The organism is bacterium (assembly GCA_024224155.1).
In the GTDB taxonomy this organism is placed as follows: Bacteria; Acidobacteriota; Thermoanaerobaculia; order Multivoradales; family JAHEKO01; genus CALZIK01.
Window position 1 is genome coordinate 46,995 of record JAAENP010000114.1, and the last position, 20,412, is coordinate 67,406.

Annotated in this window: 16 protein-coding genes and 1 tRNA gene; 9 read left to right on the forward strand and 8 right to left on the reverse strand. The window is 65.0% G+C overall.

Translation table 11 applies throughout. The features are described 5' to 3' along the window. The first annotated feature begins 6 nt into the window (after positions 1-6). Positions 7-423 (forward strand): large conductance mechanosensitive channel protein MscL, encoded by a 417-nt coding sequence (gene mscL / locus GY769_06565; protein MCP4201583.1) that lies wholly within the window; start codon positions 7-9, stop codon positions 421-423. A 63-nt stretch (positions 424-486) separates the two neighbouring features. On the opposite strand, the gene bla is transcribed toward mscL, so the two are convergent. Both bla and GY769_06575 read right to left on the reverse strand, forming a co-directional pair. Further along, positions 487-1,269 carry a subclass B1 metallo-beta-lactamase gene (gene bla / locus GY769_06570; GenBank protein ID MCP4201584.1) on the reverse strand — a complete coding sequence of 261 codons (783 nt, stop codon included), beginning with the start codon at positions 1,267-1,269 and terminating at the stop codon, positions 487-489. Positions 1,270-1,318: 49 nt separating this feature from the next. Beyond that, positions 1,319-1,699: a YtxH domain-containing protein gene (locus GY769_06575; protein ID MCP4201585.1), complete on the reverse strand. Its 381-nt coding sequence runs from the start codon at positions 1,697-1,699 to the stop codon at positions 1,319-1,321. A 188-nt stretch (positions 1,700-1,887) separates the two neighbouring features. Between GY769_06575 and GY769_06580 the strand changes: the two genes are divergently transcribed. Next, positions 1,888-3,573 (forward strand): M28 family peptidase, encoded by a 1,686-nt coding sequence (locus tag GY769_06580; GenBank protein MCP4201586.1) that lies wholly within the window; start codon positions 1,888-1,890, stop codon positions 3,571-3,573. A gap of 97 nt (positions 3,574-3,670) precedes the next feature. Here GY769_06580 and xth read toward each other — a convergent pair whose 3' ends face one another. Further along, positions 3,671-4,444 (reverse strand): exodeoxyribonuclease III, encoded by a 774-nt coding sequence (gene xth, locus GY769_06585; protein ID MCP4201587.1) that lies wholly within the window; start codon positions 4,442-4,444, stop codon positions 3,671-3,673. Between the two features lie 371 nt (positions 4,445-4,815). On the opposite strand from xth, the gene selD reads away from it, so the two are divergent. Next, complete coding sequence (selD, locus tag GY769_06590; protein ID MCP4201588.1) at positions 4,816-7,089, forward strand: selenide, water dikinase SelD; 2,274 nt, start codon at positions 4,816-4,818, stop codon at positions 7,087-7,089. Here the strand turns inward: selD and GY769_06595 are convergent. Both GY769_06595 and GY769_06600 read right to left on the reverse strand, forming a co-directional pair. Beyond that, positions 7,086-8,954, reverse strand: a complete 1,869-nt coding sequence (locus GY769_06595; protein ID MCP4201589.1) for a M20/M25/M40 family metallo-hydrolase — start codon at positions 8,952-8,954, stop codon at positions 7,086-7,088. The genes selD and GY769_06595 overlap by 4 nt on opposite strands. Before the next feature lie 86 nt (positions 8,955-9,040). Beyond that, on the reverse strand, positions 9,041-10,156 hold the full coding sequence (locus GY769_06600; protein ID MCP4201590.1) for a hypothetical protein: 1,116 nt from the start codon (positions 10,154-10,156) through the stop codon (positions 9,041-9,043). A gap of 143 nt (positions 10,157-10,299) precedes the next feature. Here GY769_06600 and GY769_06605 point away from each other — a divergent pair, with 143 nt between their 5' ends. Beyond that, complete coding sequence (locus GY769_06605; GenBank protein ID MCP4201591.1) at positions 10,300-11,373, forward strand: AAA domain-containing protein; 1,074 nt, start codon at positions 10,300-10,302, stop codon at positions 11,371-11,373. A gap of 284 nt (positions 11,374-11,657) precedes the next feature. On the opposite strand, the gene GY769_06610 is transcribed toward GY769_06605, so the two are convergent. Both GY769_06610 and tsaD read right to left on the reverse strand, forming a co-directional pair. Then, complete coding sequence (locus tag GY769_06610) at positions 11,658-13,421, reverse strand: type II/IV secretion system protein (protein ID MCP4201592.1); 1,764 nt, start codon at positions 13,419-13,421, stop codon at positions 11,658-11,660. A gap of 40 nt (positions 13,422-13,461) precedes the next feature. Then, positions 13,462-14,529, reverse strand: a complete 1,068-nt coding sequence (gene tsaD / locus GY769_06615; protein MCP4201593.1) for a tRNA (adenosine(37)-N6)-threonylcarbamoyltransferase complex transferase subunit TsaD — start codon at positions 14,527-14,529, stop codon at positions 13,462-13,464. Between the two features lie 61 nt (positions 14,530-14,590). Here tsaD and GY769_06620 point away from each other — a divergent pair, with 61 nt between their 5' ends. The 5 genes from GY769_06620 to GY769_06640 all read left to right on the forward strand — a co-directional run bounded on the left by GY769_06620 (position 14,591) and on the right by GY769_06640 (position 18,185). Further along, on the forward strand, positions 14,591-15,607 hold the full coding sequence (locus GY769_06620) for an aldehyde dehydrogenase (GenBank protein ID MCP4201594.1): 1,017 nt from the start codon (positions 14,591-14,593) through the stop codon (positions 15,605-15,607). Positions 15,608-15,626: 19 nt separating this feature from the next. Continuing rightward, positions 15,627-16,814, forward strand: a complete 1,188-nt coding sequence (locus GY769_06625; protein MCP4201595.1) for a phosphoglycerate kinase — start codon at positions 15,627-15,629, stop codon at positions 16,812-16,814. A gap of 26 nt (positions 16,815-16,840) precedes the next feature. Further along, positions 16,841-17,596, forward strand: a complete 756-nt coding sequence (locus GY769_06630) for a triose-phosphate isomerase (protein MCP4201596.1) — start codon at positions 16,841-16,843, stop codon at positions 17,594-17,596. Positions 17,597-17,619: 23 nt separating this feature from the next. Continuing rightward, positions 17,620-18,084 (forward strand): preprotein translocase subunit SecG, encoded by a 465-nt coding sequence (gene secG, locus GY769_06635; GenBank protein MCP4201597.1) that lies wholly within the window; start codon positions 17,620-17,622, stop codon positions 18,082-18,084. 16 nt (positions 18,085-18,100) lie between these two features. Then, positions 18,101-18,185 (forward strand) — tRNA-Leu (locus tag GY769_06640). Between the two features lie 56 nt (positions 18,186-18,241). Here GY769_06640 and GY769_06645 read toward each other — a convergent pair. Then, entirely contained in the window at positions 18,242-20,368 is a 2,127-nt protein-coding gene (locus GY769_06645; GenBank protein ID MCP4201598.1) for a sulfatase, read from the reverse strand. Positions 20,369-20,412 lie beyond the last annotated feature (44 nt).

Here is a 20,412-nt window from a genome sequence, read left to right on the forward strand (position 1 = left end):
ATGAGCATGGTGTCCGAGTTCAAAGAGTTCGCCATGAAGGGCAACGTCATGGACATGGCGGTCGGTATCATTATCGGCGGCGCTTTCGGCAAGATCATCGCCTCCTTGGTGAACGACGTCCTGATGCCCGTGATCGGAAAGTTCACCGGCGGCGTCAGCTTCGCCGACATGTATACGGCGCTCGATGGCAACACCTATGAATCGCTGGCGGCCGCCGAGGAAGCCGGCGCCGCGCTGATGAAGTACGGCTCGTTCATCCAGAACATCGTCGACTTCGTGATCATCGCCTTCGTCATCTTCATGATGATCCGAGCGATGAACAACATGAGAAAGAAGGAAGAGGAGGCGCCGGCGGCTCCGCCCGAGCCTTCGGACGAAGTCAAGCTCTTGACCGAGATCCGGGATTCGCTCGCCAAGAGCTAGTCTCGGCGGGCACGGTAGGACGAGGGGGTCGGAGCTCGAGCTCCGACTTCCTTTTCTTTGTCCTCAAGGTCCCGAGGGGGCGTCTTGTTGTTCCAACAAGCCCAGCGTGTGGGCCAGAAGCTCGGGCCCTCCGGGGGAGCCGTGGCCAGGGATCACGGTCTCCGCCTCGAAGGTCTCGGCGGCCCGGAGAGTTGCCGGCCAGTGCGCCAGATCCGCGTCGGCAAGGTAGCCGAGGCTTTTCCAGTCGAGCGCTTTGACCGCACAGCCCGCGTACAAAATCCGGCGCGCCGGGAGCCAGACCATGAGACCGTCCGGCGAGTGGCCCGGCCCCAGGTACACCGCTTCCACGCGCTCGTCGCCGAGAGATAGGCCCCAGCGATCCTCGAAGCTCTGCCTCGGAGCCTCACGGTCTTGCTCGGCCGCAAGATCTCCGGTCAGAGCGTGGCCCCAGGTCATGATCCCCCGGCGGTGCACCTCCGCGATGCCGCCGAACGCATCGGGATGGAAATGTGTGCCGACGACTCCAAGAACTGGCGCTTCGAGATTCTCGGTGATCCAGTCCAGAAGCCGCGCGGTCTGGTCTTCCGTCCAAGGCGTGTCCACGACCATGACCCCCCGGCGCCCGCGCACGATCAGGCCGTTCGCCGGTACGGTCCGCTGCCCCCATTCCGTGTCGGACTCATGGAGCCATAGATCCTCGGCCAGACGTCTGATTCGCAGATCCTCGCCCAACGGTAACCAGATCTCCGCGGGCTCGGTCGCGGCAAACGTCGCCGCCGCAATCACGAGCAGAGCGACCGCGGCACTGCTCGTGAGGCACTTGCGCACTGTCTCGAGTCTATCCAACAAAGGCCGGTGCCCCTCGGCACCGGCACCCTCAAGAGAATCGTGGCTCTCAGGCTTTGGCGGTGTCGTCGTCGTCGTCACCGTCGAGCTTGTCGACCACGGCGTCTTTGGCATCGCCGACCTTGTCACCCACGGCGTGAGCGAGGTCACCGGCCTTGTGCATGGCCGCACTGGCGGTCCCGACCACGGCGTCCTTGGCATCGCCGGCCTTGTCGGCGACCGCGCCCATCGCGTCTCCCGCCTTGTCCACCGCCGAGGAACCCAGCCCGAGGGCCTCATCCTTGGCGTCGCCAGCCTTGTCCATGGCCGCCTCGGCCACATCGCCAGCCGTCTCGACGGCATCTTCGGCAACGTCCTGAACCTTCTCGACCGCGTCGCCGGCCAGATCCTTGGCTTTGTCCCAGAGGCTCTGCTTCTCTTCTTCGCTCATCCATCTTCTCCTATCGAACAAAGGTTGATCGACTCATCCGAACCGGACTTATATCACGCGGTCATTCCTCACCGCGGCCAGGCAACGCTCGACTCGAGTCAACAACCGGCGTACTCTTGGCGACTACGGCATCTCCGGGCATTCGTTCTGAACGCTCGCTCTCCCGCCCGAACAAGGAGGAAGTTTCAATGAAGAGAATCGGTTCTGTCTTGTCCGTCGCCGCGCTCGCGGGCGCCGTCGCCTGCGCTCCGCCCGCCGAAGAGCTCGCGTCGACCGAATCGGTCATGGCCGAGGCCGCCGGCGCCCTGGTGCAGATCACCACCGACGCACTTCGAGCCCCGATCGCCGAGCTTGCCAGCGACAAGTACGGCGGCCGCGGTCCCGGCAGCGAGGGCGACGCGATGGCACGTCAGTACCTGATCGCCGAGCTCGAAGAGATGGGTTACGCCCCCGGTGCCCAAGACGGCTCTTGGGAACAGCCCTTCGACATCGTCGGTGTCGACTCGTCGGCTCCCAAGACCTGGACCTTCACCAAGGGCGGCAAGTCGATTTCCCTCGAATGGTGGGACGAGTACATCGCCTCGAGCGGCGTGCAGGAAGAAACCGCCTCGATCGACAGCGCCGAACTGGTCTTCGTTGGCTACGGCATTCAAGCGCCAGAGTACGGTTGGGACGACTTCAAGGGCACGGACGTCTCCGGCAAAGTGCTCGTGATCGTCAACAACGATCCCGACTGGTCGGACGAGATCTTCGAGGGCGTACGCCGGCTCTACTACGGTCGCTGGACCTACAAGTACGAAAAGGCCGCCGAGCTCGGTGCGGCCGGCGCGATCATCATTCACACGACTCCTTCGGCGGGCTATCCGTTTCAGGTCGTTCAAACCTCCTGGACCGGCCCCCAGTTCGAGATTCCGGCTGCCGGCGAGCCCCGCATCCAGATCCCCGCTTGGACTTCCGAAGATGCTATGTACCGGATCTTCGAGCTCGCAGGTCTGGATCTGGACGAGCTGAGAGAGGCCGCCAAGAGCCGTGATTTCGAGCCCGTGCCGCTGGGCGTGACGACTTCGCTGTCGCTCACAAACCAAGTCCAACGGGTCCAGACCGCCAACGTCGTGGCGACTCTCACCGGTCGGGATCCCGAGCTGGCCGAGGAGTACATCGTCTACTCAGCCCACCACGATCACATCGGAATCGGCAAAGCGAACGACGAGGGGGACGAGATCTACAACGGAGCTCTCGACAATGCTTCCGGTTGCGCCCAGGTCCTGGCCATTGCGCGCGCTTTCGCGGCTCTGCCCGACAAGCCACGGCGCTCGATCATGCTGACGTTCGTTGCGGCCGAAGAACAGGGCCTTCTGGGCTCAGCCTACTTCGCCAAGAACCCGCCGGTTCCCGCCGGCCGGTTGGCAGCGAACATCAACTACGACGGCGCCAACATCTGGGGTAGGACCGCGGACGTCACCTACATCGGCTACGGCAAGTCATCGCTGGATGCCGTGGTCGAGAGGTTCGCCGCCGAGCAGGAGCGCACCGTCAAGCCCGACCAGTTTCCGGATCGTGGCTTCTTCTATCGTTCCGATCAGTTCAACTTCGCCAAGGTCGGCGTGCCCGCGATCTATCTGGACACCGGGACCGAGTTCGTTGACCGGCCGGAAGGCTGGGGCAAGGAGCAGATCGAGGCTTGGGAGGCCGTCCACTATCACCAGCCGTCGGACGAGCTCGTGGATGACTGGGACTTCGACGGCATGATCCAGGACACCGTGCTCGGATTCAACATGGGCCTGTACCTCGCCGAACAGGACGACCTGCCGACCTGGAACACCGGGGACGAGTTCGAAGCGGCCCGGCTGGAGACCCTGGCGGCGCTCGACTGAGGCCCCGGCAAGGCTTTAGGCGGTAGGTACCCCTCTCTCGGGGTGTCACCCCCCGGAGAGGGGGATGTATCGAGCAAATAAAGAGCGAGCGTTCGATTTATATATCGAGGTCCGCCCAGACAGGAGCATGATCGGATGGCGTCAGGCCCTCTTGTTTCTTGCGAAACTCTCGGTCTATCTCGACCTCGCGCACCTCAGACGCTCCCGGGCTCGCCAGGAGAAAGTCGATCCGGAGCCCCTGGTTCTTGTGAAAAGAGCCGGCGCGGTAGTCCCACCAGGAGAATGCCTGGCGCTCGGGGTGCTCTCGCCGGTAAAGGTCGACAAAACCGAGATCGAGCAAGGCCTGGAAACTCCGCCGCTCTTCTCGGGTGTGAAAGATCTTGCCGGCTTTGCCGGCTTCGTTGTAGCTGTCGATTCCCTGCGGGCAGATATTGAAGTCGCCACAGACGATGGCCGGCAGGGCGGTTATCGAGCTCACCTCGAGGTGGTCGGCCAGAGATTCGAGCCAGGCCAGTTTGCGGCGAAAATCCTCGTGATCGACGCTCTTGCCGTTCGGGCAGTAGAGGCTGGTGAAGCTCAAAGAGCCGACCTTGGCCGTCAGCAGCCTGGAGCCGAACTCCTCTTGACCGGATAGTCCTTTCTGCACCAACTCCGGCTTCGTCCGCGCCAGTACGGCAACCCCGTTCCACGCTTTCTGACCGTGAACGGCGGCAAAATATCCTTCGGACTCGAGCGCGTCGTGCGGGAACTTGTCGTCCTCCAGTTTGAGCTCTTGGAGGGCGACCGCGTCGGGCTGGCGCTCTCTGAGCCAGAGCTTGACGAAATCCAGGCGCGAGCGCAGGCCGTTGACGTTCCAGGTGGCGACCCGCATGCAGCCATCCTAGCAATCGATACCGTACGTCCAGAGAAGGGTCAACCGAGGCCGAGACCGGCTCTTCGTTTCAGAACGCGCTGAGGCTAAAACGATCGGCAAGCAGCCGGCCAGGGGGCTCGCCGCAAGCGTCCGAAAGGACGACTCGGAGACCGCAGAGGCTTGCGCGTAGCGGCGCGCAGCCGAGGGCCTAACGCCAGCAGGCCGAGAAGCCCGCGGCGTCCCCTGGCCGGCTGCTTACGGATCGGCGCCGAGGCGCGGGCCGTCGCCAAGGCGGTCGAAACGGAGCTCGAGCGTTTGCCTGCAACAACTGCAATGCCACGCTTCGCGAATCCGTTACAGTTCTTGGCGCGCGATCAGAGTCCACGACCATGCGAGCCCCAACCGACAAGCAAACCAATCTGGTCCTCGTCGGTGGTGGTCATTCGCACGTCCAGGTGCTCGAAGGCTTCGCCATGGAGCCGCCTCCGAACACGCGGATCACGCTGATTGTCGACCGGCCGGTGGCAATGTACTCGGGCATGGTCCCGGGGTTCGTCGCGGGCCAGTACAAACAGGAAGAGCTCGAGATCGACGTGCTGCCGCTCGCTCGTCGAATTGGTGCGCGAGTCATCATCGCGCGCGCCATCAGAATAGAGGCCGAGGAGAAACGAGTTGTTCTCCAGGGTCGGCCACCGGTACCGTTCGAGCTCGCGTCGATCAACATCGGCTCCACCGTTGCCGGCCTCTCGACCCCCGGCGTGCGAGAGCACGCCATCCCGACCCGGCCGATCACCGGGTTCGTTTCGAGGCTCGACTCCCTGTTCGACGAGTTCCGTGCAAGCAATGCCACCGAGTGTGTGCGCATTGTGGTTGCAGGCGCCGGCGCCGGCGGCGTCGAAGTGGCTTTCGCGCTCGACCACCGCCTGCGAGAACTGGGGCGCAAGGTCGACGTCACCGTCATCGAGTCCGGACCCGAGATCCTGGCGGGCTACTCGGCCGGCATGCGTCGCCGAGCCGAACGCGCCGCAGGCCAGAGAGACATCAAGATCGTGGCCGGCCAACGCATCGATCGCGTCGAGGCCGACCGCGTCTTCCTGAAGCAAGCCGGCGCAAGCTCCAAATCCGAGCAGCCGTTCGATCTCCTGCTCTGGGTGACGGGCGCGGTCAGCCATCCGTTGTTTCGCGACTCGAACCTGCCCACCGACGAGCGCGGTTTCGTCAAGATCCGCTCGACCCTTCAACTCGAGGATCACGACCACATCTTTGCCGTCGGCGATTGCTCGACCCTGACTCGATATCCCCGGACGCCCAAGGCGGGCGTCTACGCGGTTCGCCAAGGTCCGGTGCTGACCACGAATCTCCGCCGCCTGCTCGCGGGCGAAGCCCTGCTCGACAGATACAGGCCACAGCACGACTTTCTGACCCTGATCAACACCGGAGACGGCGGCGCGATCGGCGGCAAGTGGTTTCTTTCCTTCGAAGGTGAATGGGTGTTCAGGCTCAAGGACCGAATCGACCGGAAGTTCATGTACCGCTTTCAGCCTCTCGACCACCCCGGGAACGAGACGGCCTTCGACTCCGCGGGCATGAACGCTGGCACGCTCGAGGACGGTGACTCGGAAGTACTCTGCGGCGGTTGCGCCGCCAAGCTCGGCCAGCTCGCCCTGGAGCGTGCCCTGTCGCGGCTGCCACCGGGAAGCGAGGACAGCTCGGTAGAGCTGGGTATGGCCGGCGCCGACGACGCCGCTTGTTACTCGGCTCCCGGAGGGCAACGCATCGTCTCGAGCGTCGATCAGTTCCGATCCTTCACCGACGATGCGTATCTGGTCGGCAGGGTCGCCGCGATCAACGCCGCCTCCGATCTCTTGGCCAAGGGCATCGAGCCTCGATTCGCACAGGCACTCGTGGCGCTTCCCGAGCGCGATTCCGGCCCGGAGCAAGAGGAGACCCTGTTCCAGCTCCTAGCCGGAGCGCAGGCGGCCTTCGATGAGATCGGCGTCACCCTGCTCGGCGGTCACACGATGACCGCCGCCCAGCTTCAGCTCGGCTTTCACCTCGAAGGTTTCGCCGACAACGACCAGCGGCTGCTCGTGCAAGCCCGGCTCGAGGCCGGACAGCGGTTGATCCTCTCGAAGGCCCTGGGTACCGGAGTGCTCATGCGGGCCGACATGCGCGGCGAGCTTAGAGGTCCCTGGTTCGAGCAGGCGCTCGCCTCCATGTTGCGGCTGAACCGCGACGCCGTCGCGGTAGCCCGCCGATTCGGCGCTCGCGCCGCGACCGACGTCACCGGCTTCGGTCTGGCGGGTCACTTGGCGGGCATGCTCCGCGCCGCCGATCTCGCCGCCACCATCGACGTGCGCTCCCTGCCGGCACTTCCCGGCAGCCTCGAGCTCCTCGAGACCGGCCTGCGCAGCACCTTCCACGAGGACAATGCCAAAGCCGCCCGCGGCATGCAGATCGAGCCGGAAGCCCGCCGACATCCACACTTTCCCCTGCTCTTCGATCCCCAAACCTCGGGCGGCTTGCTCTTCGGCGTCCCTGCCGACCGCGCCGAAGCGGCTCTCGACGAGCTCCTGGCGTCGGGCCACACGGCGGCCATCATCGGCACGACCGGCAAGGCCGAGGCCATCCACCGGATCCGTATCTCGACCTCCTTAGACTAGCGAGCGCGGGGAGTGATCGCGGTCTCTTTCCTCTCGCCGTCACGCAGGTAGACGACTTTGAGCGGCTCGCCGACCTTGACCGCGTCCAGAGCGTAGGTGTAGTCGTAGACATTCGAGATCTCCTGGCCGCCGAACTCGATGATGACATCGCCGCCCTCGAGGCCGGCCTCGTCGGCCGGGCCACCCTCGATGACGCCCGAAAGCATGAGTCCGTCGACCTCGGTGCCGTAATCGGGAATCGTGCCGGTGAAGGCACGGACGCCATCGCGGCCGCCGCCCTCTTCGACCCTGCGCTCGACCTTGACGAACTCCGGCGGCTTCTCCATCCGGCTCACGCGGGTCGTAACCAGGGCCCCCAGATGAGCGATTCGCTCCAGATCCTCGTAGTTGATCTTGTCAGCGGTGTCGGAAGGCCTGTGATAGTCCTCGTGACTGCCGGCAAAGAAATTCAGCGTCGGCACCGAAGCCACGTTGAAGGACGAACTGTCGGTCGGCAGATAGGGATCCTCCTGGAGACTGAGATCGAACCCGACCGGCACGTTGGACTTCTCGATTAGACCCGACCACTCGGGGCTCGAGCCGACGGCCTGAAGTGACAGCTTGTTGTCTTTCGAGCGCCCGACCATGTCGAAGTTGATATAGGCGGCGATATCTTCGGGGTCGAGCACCTTCTCCTTGACGAAGTCGGCCGAGCCTAGAATCCCGATCTCCTCGCCGGACCAAAAGGCGAGCACGATCCGGCGCCCCCCGGCCTTCCCCGCCAGTCTGCCGGCCGCAGCCAGGGCTGCGGCCACACCCGAGGCGTTGTCGTCGGCGCCGTAGTGAATGCCGTCCGCTTCCTCCTTGTCGGCGAGCGAACCCGCGGTGCGGCCCTTGCCGAGGTGGTCGAAGTGAGCCCCGACCACCACGTAGGGCTTTTCGAAGCCGGCCTCGGAACCGTCAGAGCCGTTGGAGCCCGACGTCGGCGCGCCCGGCAACAAGCCGACGACGTTGCGACCGATCTTCCGCTCTCGCTTGACGCTGGCCTTGACGGTCAGCTCCAGGCCTTCGAGATTGAACCCGGTGACGTGCGGATTGGCGTCGTCGAACGATTTCTGGATCTGCTCCAGGGTCTTGTTGGAGCCGTACGAGATCAAGCGCTCGGCGATCTCGCCGTTGACGCTCACCGCCAACAGACCCGAGTCGGTCGCCGCGTCGAAAGCCATCGGCACGACCTCGCCGGCATTCGGGGATCGCGGGCCCGTGAGCACCACCATGGCCTTCGCGCCACGCTCGCGCGCCTGGAGGGCCTTGTAGCGCAGTCCCGAGAACCGCGACAAGCGACCGCGGGTCTCGTCCTCGGCGTCTTCGGGGAAGTAGCGCAAGGCCACCACGATCTTGCCTTCGACGTCGATTCCGGCATAGCTGTCATAGGAGAACTCGCCGTCGTCGGGAACCACCATGCCGTAGCCTGCAAAAACAGCCGGCGCCGTTACCGATCCGTCTTCACTGAAGGAGAGTGCCTGCACCAAGCCGGTTCCGGCAAAGCTCTCGTCCTTGCCGCTGTTCTTCTCCGGCCCGGCGACCACCGACACCGATGACCCGGTGTCGCTGGTGCCCGCGGTGAACTCGAACTCGATCTCAAAACCGTCCTGACCGGGAAGCGGCGAGGCGCCGAGAGCGTCGAGCTGCTCGGCCAGGTAGTCGGCGGTAGCCTTTGCTCCCTCGCTTCCGGTCATGCGTCCTTGCCAGGGGTCCGACGCCAGGGTCTCGACATGGTTACGGAGATCCGATTGGGCACCCGAGAGATGGTCCGGCAACGCCAGGATCAGCGCCAGGGTCAGGAGAGCTTTAACCGCGAGTGTTTGCGTACTTTGCGTGAGCATGGGTGAGTCCTCGTTCCTGCTGGCCCGGTTCACGTCACTCGGTGGCGGGACGGCCACACGCGCCGACCTCCGAAGCCGGTTTCGTCTCACTGAGCGACCGAGCGTAGCGGGCTCTCGGCCAACGCTTCGAGAGCCGCCTGATGGTTCCACTCCGCCATGAAGAGCTGGCCGCCTTCGCCCTGGTGGCGGCTCGAGGTCCACAACAATCGCTTGCCGTCGGGCGTCGGCACCGGCAGGCCGTCAAAGCCATCGGTAGAGGTGATCTGCACCGGTTCCCGAAGTCCCTCCACGTCCACCATGTAGATCTCGAAGTTCGAGAACCCCAGCTTGTTCGATGCGAACAGAATGTACCCGCCCGAGGGGTGCACATAGGGAGCCCAGCTCATGGCACCAAAGTCGGTAATCCGGCGTGCATCGGACCCGTCGGCCGCGGCCGTCCAGATGTCCGCGGTCAGCCCTTCCCGATCGAACCGCCGCCAGACAATGCGCTTGCCGTCCGGGAAAAAGAATGGCCCCCCGTCGTAGCCCTCGGCGTCGGTCAAGCGTTCGAGATCGCTGCCGTCGGAACGCATGCGATAGAGCTCTCCGAAGAAGGACGGCTTGATCTCGAGCGCTTTGGCCTCTTCGGGCGAGAGCTCGCGGCTGTAGGCGTCACGAGTCGAGGAGAAAACGATCCACTCTCCGTCGGGCGAGTAGCTGGCCTCGGCGTCGTAGCCGCGAGCGTTCGTCAAGCGCCGATACTCGCCGCTCTCGCTCTCTCGCACCCAGATCTCCATTTCGGGGTCGTAGTCCCAGGCGTAGCGACGCTCCTTGCCGGCGGCGCGGAGCTCCAGCTCCTCTTTCTGCAGGCGCAGGGACTCAGGGGCGTGGTGAGTCGAGCCGAAGAGCACGTCGTTCGAGCCCGGCCGCAGAAAGGCGCAGGTCGTCTTGCCGTGGCCCGGCGAAACCAGCTCGGTGTCTCCGGTCTCGAGGTCCATCAGAAAGATCTGGTAGAACGGATTCTCGGGATCGCGCTCGCTCTGAAACACGATCTTCGTCCCGTCGGGTGAAAAGTAGCCTTCGCCGGCGCGTCGGCCTTCGAAGGTCAAGCGTCGAACACGGGTCAGAAAGCGGGCTTCGTCGGTGTCGCCAGCGGCCGGGCTCGGTCCGAGAGCGCAGATTGTAAGTGCAAAAACGGCGAGAACTGTCGCTAGCTTCTTCATGGGGCGCCAATCCTAGCTGAACGTCGACATCAACCGCACACTTTCCGGGCCAGGACCGTCGAGCCGGCGTCTGGGCCGGGCTCTATCGGCGAAAAGGGCCGCTATTGACGCCCGTGAGTCCGGAGCGCCAAACTCGGACGCCAGTGACAGATTCGCTTCCATCGCCTCGGGAGATCGCGGCCGCTCTCGAGCGCAAAGTGTTCGGCCAGCAGACCGCCGTGCGCGAGATCGCGGTCGCGATCTCCAAGAAGCTCGCCGGCCTTCCCGCGGGCAACGTGCTTCTGATCGGCGCCTCGGGCTCGGGCAAGACGACCGTGATGCGCGCCGTGGAGTCCTTCCTGGCCTCCGACCCCAAGCTCGCCCAACGCTCGACGCAGATTCGGGTTCACGCCAACATCCTGGCCCAGGAAGCCGACGAAGGCGCCCCCGGAGAGCGCTTGTTGCACCGGCTGATGGCGCGAGCTCAGGAGCAACTGGGAGCCGGCGCCTCGGTGGCCGGGCTTCTCGATCGGGTCGCCCACGGCATCGTCTTCGTGGACGAGGTCGACAAGATCCGGGCTCGAATCGGCGAGGACCCTCACGTTCCGGGAATCCGGGCGCAGGAGGCGCTACTGACGATCATGGAGAACGAGCGCTTGCCGCTCGAGCTGCCGTCCTCGACCGGCGGTGGCCGAGCCTTTCTCGACACGCGCGGCATTCTGTTCGTCGCCGCGGGCGCCTTTGAGGGACTCTACGACGCCGTCTACGACCGGGTCACGGTGGGCCAGGATCGAGGAGCACTGCAATCCGTCACCGTGCTCGGCGCGGAGGATGTGCGCGAGGAGACTCCATTCTCGCTGCGTGACTGGCTTCGCAGCCAGGATCTCTTCGACTATGGGATGTCTCCGCAGTTTCTGTCGCGGTTCGACGGAGTCGTCCTGCTCGAAGACCTGAACGAAGGCGACCTGCTGAAGATCTTCCTGGGTGCGCCCGACTCCGGACTCCAGAACGCCAAGCAGTTCTTCGCACAGTTCGGCATCGAGCTGGTGCTCTCACCCGAAGCCGCGCGGGAGATCGCGGCCAGGGCCGCCGGCCAGCCCCGACTGGGGGCCCGCGCGCTCAAAGAGGTTTTCCGCCGAGTGATTCGCGACTATGAGTTCGAGCCGACCGAGCGAGCGAAGGACGGCGCCCTGGTGGTCGATCTGGCCGAGGTGACAGAAGCGCTGGCCAGAACCTGAGGAGACCATCGTCCAGACTCCGAAGGACAACTCGGACCTGGAGCTGGTCGACCGTGCAAAGTCACCGCTACGATGACTCCGGCGATCTGCGGCTGGAGGCCGGCCGTGTGCGCCTCGGAGCGAGCCTCTCTGCGCTCCCGGAGAGACCGCACCGGTGGCCTCTATCGTTTTGTGTAGATCGAAGAATCGTGGGTGACGAGAAGACGGTCGAGACCCTTCGCTTCGCTCGAGGGCAAGCGGAGGTCGACCGCTACATTTCGAGGCCGCCGATCCACAAACGTCGGCTAGAGCGCTGTTACCCGGACGACCTCCTGGTAGGAGGTGGCGCCGCCGGAGAGCTTGCGCAGCGCCGACTGGCGCAGGGAGCGCATCCCGTTCTTGATCGCTTCCCGCTTGATGCGGGCGGCATCGGCGCCCTCGAGAATCAGCGCCTGAATCGCATCGTCGACCGGTAGCACCTCGAAAATGGCCGTGCGCCCAAAGTGTCCCGTGCCACGGCACTCCGCGCAGCCGTCACCGATTCTGACCTGAACCCGTTTACCCTCGGGAACGGCCAGGCGCAGAGTCTTGGTCTCGAGCGGGCTCAGCAGGTGCTCGGTCGAGCAGTGCGGACAGATCTTGCGCACAAGGCGCTGCGCGACGACGCCGATCACGGTCGAAGAAATCAAGTACGGCTCGACCTCGAGATCCGCCAGCCGGGTGATCGAGGCCGCGGCGTCGTTCGTATGCAAAGTCGAAAACACCAGGTGCCCGGTCAACGCCGCTTGCACCGCGTACTGGGCGGTCTCGGCGTCGCGAATCTCACCGACCATGATGACGTCCGGATCCTGACGCAGAATGTGGCGCAGCGCCGTGGCAAACCCGATTCCGGCTCGGCGCTGGACCGCCGTCTGGTTGAGCTCTTCGTCGACCATCTCGATCGGATCCTCGATCGTGGTCACGTTGAGCTCGCGGCTGGCGACCGTCTTGAGCGCCGAATAGAGGGTGGTGGTCTTGCCCGAGCCGGTAGGCCCCGTGACCAGCACAATGCCGTGAGGGCGGGTGATGAAGTCGTTGAAATGGTCGAGCTCGTCGGCGAAGAACCCGAGGTTGTTCAGATCTTGGCTCAGAACCTCGGGATCGAAAATACGCAACACGACCTTCTCGCCGAAGGCCACGGGCAAGGTCGATGCGCGCAGCTCGATCTCGAGACCGCCGCGAGACGTCTTGACGCGGCCGTCCTGCGGCCGCCGCTTTTCCGCAATGTCGAGCCTGGACATCGTTTTGATCCGGTTGACCACGGCCTTGTGCACCACTTTCGGAATCGTCTGAATGTCGTGCAAAACGCCGTCGATCCGGAAACGGATGAGCGAGACGTCGCGCTTGGGCTCGAGATGAATGTCGCTGGCCCGCGTGTCGTAGGCGTGCTGCAGCATGAACTCGACGGCATTGACCACGTGCTTGTCGCTCGACTCGATCTCGGCCGAGCTGCGCATCTTGACCAGCTGCTCCAGATTGCCGAGATCGAAGCCCGCCTCGAGGTCGTCCTCGGCCCGCTTGACCGAGTGCCGCAACCCGTAGAACTCATTGATCGCGCGCAGAATCTCGCGCTCCGAGGCCACCTTGATCTCGAGCTCGCGGCCCACGATCCTTCGATAGGAATCGATCGCCTCGATGTCGTAAGGATCGGCGCAGGCCACCTGAAGACGACCCTTCGATAAACCCAGGGGCAGCATGCGATGACGCTTGGCAAACGGGCGCGACATTCGCGCTTCGATGAAATCGGCGTTCAACTTGAGCGGATCGATGCGCACGAACTCGACGCCGGCGTCACTTGCGATGGCGCGCGCGATATCCATCTCGCCGATGGTCCGCTCCGGGTGCTCCCGGCTCGGAAAGCTCAAGTGCTCGATGACGTCGTAGGCCGGCGTCTGCTGCTCGAAGGCGCGCGGGTTGCCAGGGCGTGCCGGTAGCAGCTTCGCCTCACGGCGGGCCTCTTTGCCCTGCTCGTCACTCAGAACGCCCTGGCGCACCAGGATCTCGGTTACCAGGTCCGGACTCAGCGTCATGGTCTTCCAATCTAGCAAACCCAGGGCGCGAAGGCGCGGCTCATCGCGAGCCCAGCGGTTGGCGGCTGGCGGCTTCGAGTGTCGCGGAGTCGCCGCGATCGCCGGCGAGAAGGCGCTTGCCGGCGGCGTGGGCGATCATCGCGGCGTTGTCTCCGGAGAGGGCCAGATCCACCAGACGCAAATCCACGCCCTTGGCGCCGGCCCATTCGGGCAGGCGCCTTCTCAACAACCGGTTGGCCGCCACACCACCCGATACCGCGAGCATGCCGAAAGGCTCCAGCCGGTACAGGCGGTCCAGACGATCCACAACCTGGCCGACCGCGGCCTCGCGAAAACCGCTCAAGACCTCGCGAACCTCGGCGATCTGAACCAGGTCATCGAGTGACATTTCGTCGCGACCGGCGGTCGCGCGGTCGAGAGCCCGCAGGCTCTCGGTCTTGAGTCCCGAGAAGGAGAAGTCCAGGCTGCCGTCGCTGCAGCGCGCGATCGCGAAGGCCGAGCCCCCGTCGGGCCAGTCTTCGGCGATCTCGTCCACGAGCGGGCCCTGCGGATACGGCAGGCCGAGACGCTTGCCGACCTTGTCGAATACTTCGCCCATGGCGTCGTCTCGGGTCTCGGCCAAGGTCGAGATCTCGCCCCGCAGGACCCGGTAGAGCGCGCTGTGTCCACCCGAAACGACCAGGGCCACAAAGCTTTCAGGCGGCGTGTCGGCTTCCCGGTCGGCCGATTTCAAGAACGGAGAGTAAAGATGCCCCTCCAGGTGATGGACGCCGTAGAACGGACGCTCGAGGCCGCGCGCCAGGGCCTTGCCCAGCGACAGGCCGACCAGCAGTGAGCCGATCAGGCCCGGAGCCCGGGTCGCGGCGACCGCGTCCATGGCTTCGAGTCCCCGGTCGGCCCGGCGCAGGGCTTCGCCGAGCACCGCCGGCCAATTCTTGAGATGCTCGCGCGACGCGATCTCGGGGACCACTCCGCCGTAAGGCCGATGTGCTGCGAGCTGGCTCGAAACGACCGATGACAGGACCCTGCCGCCGGTATCGACGACCGCACACGCGGTGTCGTCGCACGAGGTCTCGATGCCCAGAATCAGGTCTTGCGAGCTCCTCATCGCAATCGGATTGTAGCTCTGCCTTGATAGAATCCCACCTCGCCTCGGAAGCCCACCTGCCATGCCATTACCCTTTGCCATCAATGGCCTTGGCCGCATCGGGCGCGCGTTGCTGCGGATCGCAACCGAACGCGAGACTCTCGAGCTCGTCGCCGCCAACGATCTCGCTCCCGCCGACCGGCTCGCTCGCCTCGTAGCTCGTGACTCGCTCCACGGTGTTCTCGAGGGCACCGTCTCGGCGCGCGAAGGAGCGATCGACATCAACGGTCACGCGATCCGAGTTTTCGGACAAGCTGAGCCTGCGAGAATTCCGTGGCAGGACACCGACGCCCGGGTTGTGGTCGACGCGACCGGCAAGTGTTTGACGCGCGAATGCGCCGAGTTGCACCGGCGCGGCAAGGTGCAGAAAGTGGTCGTGTCGGCCAACGCCAGGGGCATGGATCTGACCCTCTGCCGTGCGGTCAACGACGGCGACTACGACCCCGAGCGGCACCGCCTTCTGAGCGGCGCCTCGTGCACGACCAACTGTCTCGCCCCGATCGCGCATCTGCTGCATAGAGAGTTCGGTCTCCAGCACGCGATGATGAACACGGTGCACAGCTACAACAACGACCAACGGCTACTCGAATCGGCGCATGCCGACCCGCGGCGCGCGCGGGCCGCGGCGCTCAATATGATCCCGACCTCGACCAGCGCCGTCGACGCTCTGGGCCGCATCCTTCCCGAGCTCGCCGGGCGCATCGAGGGCTTTGCGGTTCGAGTGCCCACACCCAACGTGTCGCTGATCGATCTGGTCGCCGAGCTGAATCGGAGCCCCTCGGTTGCGGAGGTCAACCGGCTCTTCGAAACCGCCGCCGAAGGCGAGCTGGCCGGAGTTCTGGCGACGACCAAGGACGAGCTGGTCTCCTCCGACTTCATGGGTGATCCTCATTCGGCCATCGTGGACCTACCGTTGACGCGACGCGTGGGGCAGAATGGCAAAGGCGGGCTCTACCGAGTCGTCGCCTGGTACGACAACGAGTGGGGACACGCCTCCCGCTTGGCGGATATTCTCGAGCTCATCGCAGAGCGCGGCTAACCGCGAGCTCTCAAATACCATGTCTAGACTAAGAACACTTGACGACCTCGGACCGATCGCCGGTCGCGTAGCCCTGGTTCGGGTCGACTTCAACGTTCCGTTGGCCGACGGCCTGGTCGCCGACGATACCCGGATTCGTGCGGCTCTGCCGACTTTGACCGAGCTGCGCGAGCGCGGCGCGCGTCTGGTACTGATGTCGCACTGCGGCCGCCCGAAGGGCGAGCGTGACCCCGCTTTGAGCCTGGAGCCGGTCGCGCGCCATCTGGCCGGCATTCTGGACACTCCGGTGTCGTTCGCGCACGAACCGACGGGGGCCGATGCAGCCGAAACCGTGGGCGCGCTTCCCGATGGCGGTGTTGCGATGCTCGAGAACCTCCGTTTCTCGGCCGGAGAAAAGTCGAACGATCCCGCCTTCGCGGCCGCGCTCGCAGCGCTCGGCGATATCTACGTCAACGATGCCTTCGGCACCGCCCACCGCGCTCACGCCTCGGTGGTCGGCGTCGCCGAGCACTTCGAACAGCGCGCCGCCGGGCGGCTGCTGGAGCTCGAGATCCGCGCCCTGAGCGGCCTGCTCGAGAGTCCGCGCCGACCCTTCGTCGGCATCGTCGGTGGCGCCAAGATCGAGGGCAAGATCGAGACCCTGGTCAACCTGCTGCCCGCGCTCGACGCCCTGGCGGTCGGCGGCGGCATGGCCAACACCTTTCTGACCGCGCAGGGATTCAACCTCGCCCGATCCCTGGTGGAGCACGAGCGCCTCGACCTGGCGCACGACCTGATCGAGCAGGCCGAAGCATCGGGCACCGATCTGCTGCTGCCACCCGACTTGGTGGTCACGGATGACCTCGAGACCCCGCGCCGCATCGAAACGGTGGTGCCCAACGAGGTTCCGGAGAAAACCCTGGCGGTCGATATCGGACCCGACGCTCGCACCGCGATCGGCGACCTGGTCGCGACCGCGGGCACGGTATTCTGGAACGGCCCTCTCGGCGTCTTCGAGACACCACCCGTTGACGCCGGCACGCTCGCCGCCGCATATGCTCTCGGCGCTTGTCCGGGCTGGACGGTCATCGGAGGTGGCGAGACCGTGGCCGCCGCCCACCGCGCCGGCGTCATCGGCGAACTCGGCCATGTTTCGACCGGAGGCGGAGCCTCACTCGAGCTGCTCGCCGGCAAGCAACTACCCGGAGTCGCCGTCCTGAAGGACTAGCGCCCCGACAAGAGGAGACCACGAGAATGAGCACAGTTCAGCGCCGGCCTCTCTTCGGGGGCAACTGGAAGATGCACAAGGTGACGGCGGAAGCCGCGACCTACTGCGAGGAGCTCCCCGGCCTCCTCGGCGAGATTTCGGGGGAGGTCGTGATATTCCCGTCGCCACCGCTGTTGCCCGCCGTCAGCGCCGCCCTCAGAGACAGCTTGATCGCCGTCGGTGGACAAGACGTTCATCCCGAGTCATCGGGAGCTTTCACGGGCGACGTTGCCGCCGCCCAGCTCCTCGGCGCCGGTTGTCGATGGGCCCTGTGCGGCCATAGCGAACGCCGGCGAGACCACGGCGAGACCGACGAACTGGTCGCCGCCAAGGCCCAGGCGGCCGTGTCCAGCGGTCTTTCAGCATTGATCTGCATTGGAGAGAGCGAAGAAGAGCGCGAATCGGGCCGCGCGTTCGAGGTGCTGGAAAGACAGCTCTCCGGGGCCATCTCCGGACGGCCCGAGCCTTTTGCCCTCGCCTACGAGCCGGTCTGGGCCATCGGCACCGGCAAGACCGCGACCCCGGAGATCGCACAGGAGACTCACGCCTTTCTCCGGGAAGCGCTGTCGGATCTGATCGGTCAGGCGGCCGCGGCGAGCAAGAGAATCCTCTACGGAGGCTCGGTCAACCCCGAGAACGCCGGCTCGCTGTTCGCCCAAGGCGACATCGACGGCTTCCTGGTGGGCGGGGCAAGCCTTGACCCAGGCCAATTCTCGGCTATCATCCACTGTTGCGGTTCGTAAGCGCCGCTCCAGGAAGGACTTCTATGCTCTACATCATCTATGCGATTCACGTCGTCATCTGCCTCTTCTTGATCATGGTCGTGCTGCTTCAACAGGGCAGCGGCGCCGATCTTTCGGTTTTCGGCGGGGGCGGAACCCAAACGGCTTTCGGCGCTCGCAGCGCCACCAGTCTCTTGCACAAGCTGACGGTGGCCGGTTTTGTCGGCTTTATTCTGACCACGATTGCCTTCGGTTTCTTGAAGACCGGCGGCGGTAGCGGCGGATCGGTCATGAGCGAGGTCGAGCAGGCGGTTGCATCGGAAGCCGCGGAAGCCACAGAAACGGAAGAAGCCGCGGAGACCGAGCCGGGAGACACGGCAGCGCCGGTCGCGGTCGAGGACTCCGGCTCTGAGGAGGAAACGGCCACCAGTGAGGATGCGTCCGCGCCCAGCGACGGCGCCGATGACACCGGCGAGACAACGGACCCGGAAACACCCGACGGTCCTTGATAGAATTGATAAGCACGCCGAAGTGGCGGAACTGGTAGACGCGCACGGTTGAGGGCCGTGTGGGGCAACCCGTGCCGGTTCGACTCCGGCCTTCGGCACCACGCATTCAAGGCGGGCCATTCGGCCCGCTTTTTCTTACCTCCGAGCTCCGCGATCGCTAGTCCAGGTAGCCGAGGGCTCGGAGCTGCTCCTCGAGCTTCGCGTCGATCTCGGCTTCGCCGGCCCGCAGCCAGTACGGCTTGGGGCTAAGCGCCTCTTCCAGAAGGGCATCGAGCGCGTCGCTCATGACTGGATGGTCCAGAGCCTGGTCAATCGTCTCGGCGGGATCGCTCTCGACATCCAGGAGCCAGGAGCTCTGGCGCTTGACCTGCACCATGAGCTTCCAGTCGTCTCGCAGGGCGGACAGCTGGAGCGGCCCGTAGTAGTTGAGATAGGCAAACGACGTCGGCGGCGCGGCGGCGGCAGAAACGGCCAGGTCGCGACCTTCGAAGGCCCCCGGCCAGGGCAGGGCGAGCTCGGAGAGGACCGTCGAGGGAATGTCGATCTGCTGGGCGAGATCGGCTCGACGCTGTCCTTGGCTCTGGCCCGGCCACTTGATGATCAACGGCACGCGAATGCTCTCGGAGAAGAGCTTGCGGCCGTGGGTCCAGGAGCCGTGCTCCTGGAACTCCTCGCCGTGATCGGAGACAAAGATGACGATCGAATCCCGCCACAGACCCCGAGCCTCCAGGTCGTCGACAAACAGGCCGAAGCTCTCGTCGTTGTGGGCAATCTCGCCATCGTAGAGATTGACCAGGTCGTCGCGGTAGCCGACGCGCCAGCGCTCTTTCTTCGGCAGAGCCAGCAGCTCCTCGGTGCCGGGCGCGAAGCGCTCCCGGAATTCCGGCGGTGGATTGTAGGGATCGTGCGGGTCGACGGTGTGAACATAGAGCAAGAAGGGCTTGTCATCCTGGCGTCCGTCGAGCCACTCGGCGACCGAGCTGTTGATCCGCCGGCTCGAGGGCGGATAGTCCCCGGTGATGTGCTGGTAGACGTCGAAGCCCTGTCCGAGTCCGAACCTCCTCCAGGCATTGGGATTCGCGATAAAGCCGACGGTCTCGTATCCCGCCTCCTGGAGCACCTCTGCCAGGGTCGTCGTCTGTGGCGCGAGCTGATCCTTGGTGCGATTGACCTGGTGGGCCGCCGGCCACATGCCGGTGAAAATCGTCGCGACCGCCGGGCGGGTCCAGGAGGTGTTGGCTACGGAGTTCTCGAACAGGGTCGCTTGCGCCGCGAACTCGTCGATTCGCGGTGAGATTGGACCTTCGGGCCGCTCGTAGCCGTAGCAGCCGAGGTGGTCCGCGCGCAGGGTGTCGACGAGGTAAATAATCACGTTGGGCCGGGCCTCGGTGTCCTCGGACAGGTCTTCTTTCACCGCCCCGAAGAATCGCTCGGCCCCCCAGACACCGGGCTCGACCAGGGAGATTCCGTCGCGCTCTCCGCCCGCCGAGCCCGGCAGAGCCGTGAGAGTCAGCCGGACCGCCGTCCAGTCTTCGCCACCGAAGGCGAAGACGGCGTCCTCGATCGACTCTGCCTGCTCGTAGGTTTCGTCCGGCGCGCCGTCACGGCGTACCTGCACCTTGAGCAGTCCCGCACCTCGAACACTGATCTCGTCGAAGCGCAGCTCGGCTCCGGGGGGCGCGAAGAAAGGAACCGTGACCTGACTTCCAAACGGCAGAAACAGTGACCGGCTCGACTGGATCACCGCGGGCGGCCGGGCGCTCGCAACGCCAGAGAGAAGCCCGATCTCGTACCAGGCGACAGCATCGGCCTGTCCCGAGTAGGTCAGATACAGCCGGTTCTCTCCGCGTCGCAGTGCCGACGCGGGCAGCTTGATTCGGTAGCGTCGGAACTTGGGCTTGAGCTCGATCTTGCGAAGGACCTTCGCGTTGACCGCGATCTCGACCTGCGCCGGCGCCGATTTCGGAACCGGCCGGCCCCGCAGGACCAGCTCGAGATCTCGGGCTTCGAGCAGTGCGAAGCGAACCACCGAACGCCGGCCTTCGCCGCGGACGAAGGGCAGCTCACGGTTCATGTCCCACAGGAACTTGGTAAACCCCCTGTGCAGTTGAGATCTCGCCTCCGTCGAGCCGAAATCGACCGTACGAGTCTCCACGGTCTTCTCGAGCGCCGGCAGGTCGGCCAGCAGATCCAGAAAAAGCACCTGCTCCTCGGACGGACCGCACCCGAGAAAGAGTGCGATCAGCAACACTGCCAGGCGGTAGAAACGAAACACGCTCTGCATTGAAGGAAAAGCCTACGGTTGACCCAGGGATTGGCGGCCGGTCG

What these genes read in the sequence shown, in the direction of transcription:
- mscL (MCP4201583.1), top strand. Translation starts at nt 7, where the DNA reads ATGGTGTCCGAGTTCAAAGAGTTCGCCATGAAGGGCAACGTCATGGAC.
- GY769_06575 (MCP4201585.1), bottom strand. Translation starts at nt 1,699, where the DNA reads ATGAGCGAAGAAGAGAAGCAGAGCCTCTGGGACAAAGCCAAGGATCTG.
- GY769_06580 (MCP4201586.1), top strand. Translation starts at nt 1,888, where the DNA reads ATGAAGAGAATCGGTTCTGTCTTGTCCGTCGCCGCGCTCGCGGGCGCC.
- xth (MCP4201587.1), bottom strand. Translation starts at nt 4,444, where the DNA reads ATGCGGGTCGCCACCTGGAACGTCAACGGCCTGCGCTCGCGCCTGGAT.
- selD (MCP4201588.1), top strand. Translation starts at nt 4,816, where the DNA reads ATGCGAGCCCCAACCGACAAGCAAACCAATCTGGTCCTCGTCGGTGGT.
- GY769_06595 (MCP4201589.1), bottom strand. Translation starts at nt 8,954, where the DNA reads ATGCTCACGCAAAGTACGCAAACACTCGCGGTTAAAGCTCTCCTGACC.
- GY769_06600 (MCP4201590.1), bottom strand. Translation starts at nt 10,156, where the DNA reads ATGAAGAAGCTAGCGACAGTTCTCGCCGTTTTTGCACTTACAATCTGC.
- GY769_06610 (MCP4201592.1), bottom strand. Translation starts at nt 13,421, where the DNA reads ATGACGCTGAGTCCGGACCTGGTAACCGAGATCCTGGTGCGCCAGGGC.
- tsaD (MCP4201593.1), bottom strand. Translation starts at nt 14,529, where the DNA reads ATGAGGAGCTCGCAAGACCTGATTCTGGGCATCGAGACCTCGTGCGAC.
- GY769_06620 (MCP4201594.1), top strand. Translation starts at nt 14,591, where the DNA reads ATGCCATTACCCTTTGCCATCAATGGCCTTGGCCGCATCGGGCGCGCG.
- GY769_06625 (MCP4201595.1), top strand. Translation starts at nt 15,627, where the DNA reads ATGTCTAGACTAAGAACACTTGACGACCTCGGACCGATCGCCGGTCGC.
- GY769_06630 (MCP4201596.1), top strand. Translation starts at nt 16,841, where the DNA reads ATGAGCACAGTTCAGCGCCGGCCTCTCTTCGGGGGCAACTGGAAGATG.
- secG (MCP4201597.1), top strand. Translation starts at nt 17,620, where the DNA reads ATGCTCTACATCATCTATGCGATTCACGTCGTCATCTGCCTCTTCTTG.
- GY769_06645 (MCP4201598.1), bottom strand. Translation starts at nt 20,368, where the DNA reads ATGCAGAGCGTGTTTCGTTTCTACCGCCTGGCAGTGTTGCTGATCGCA.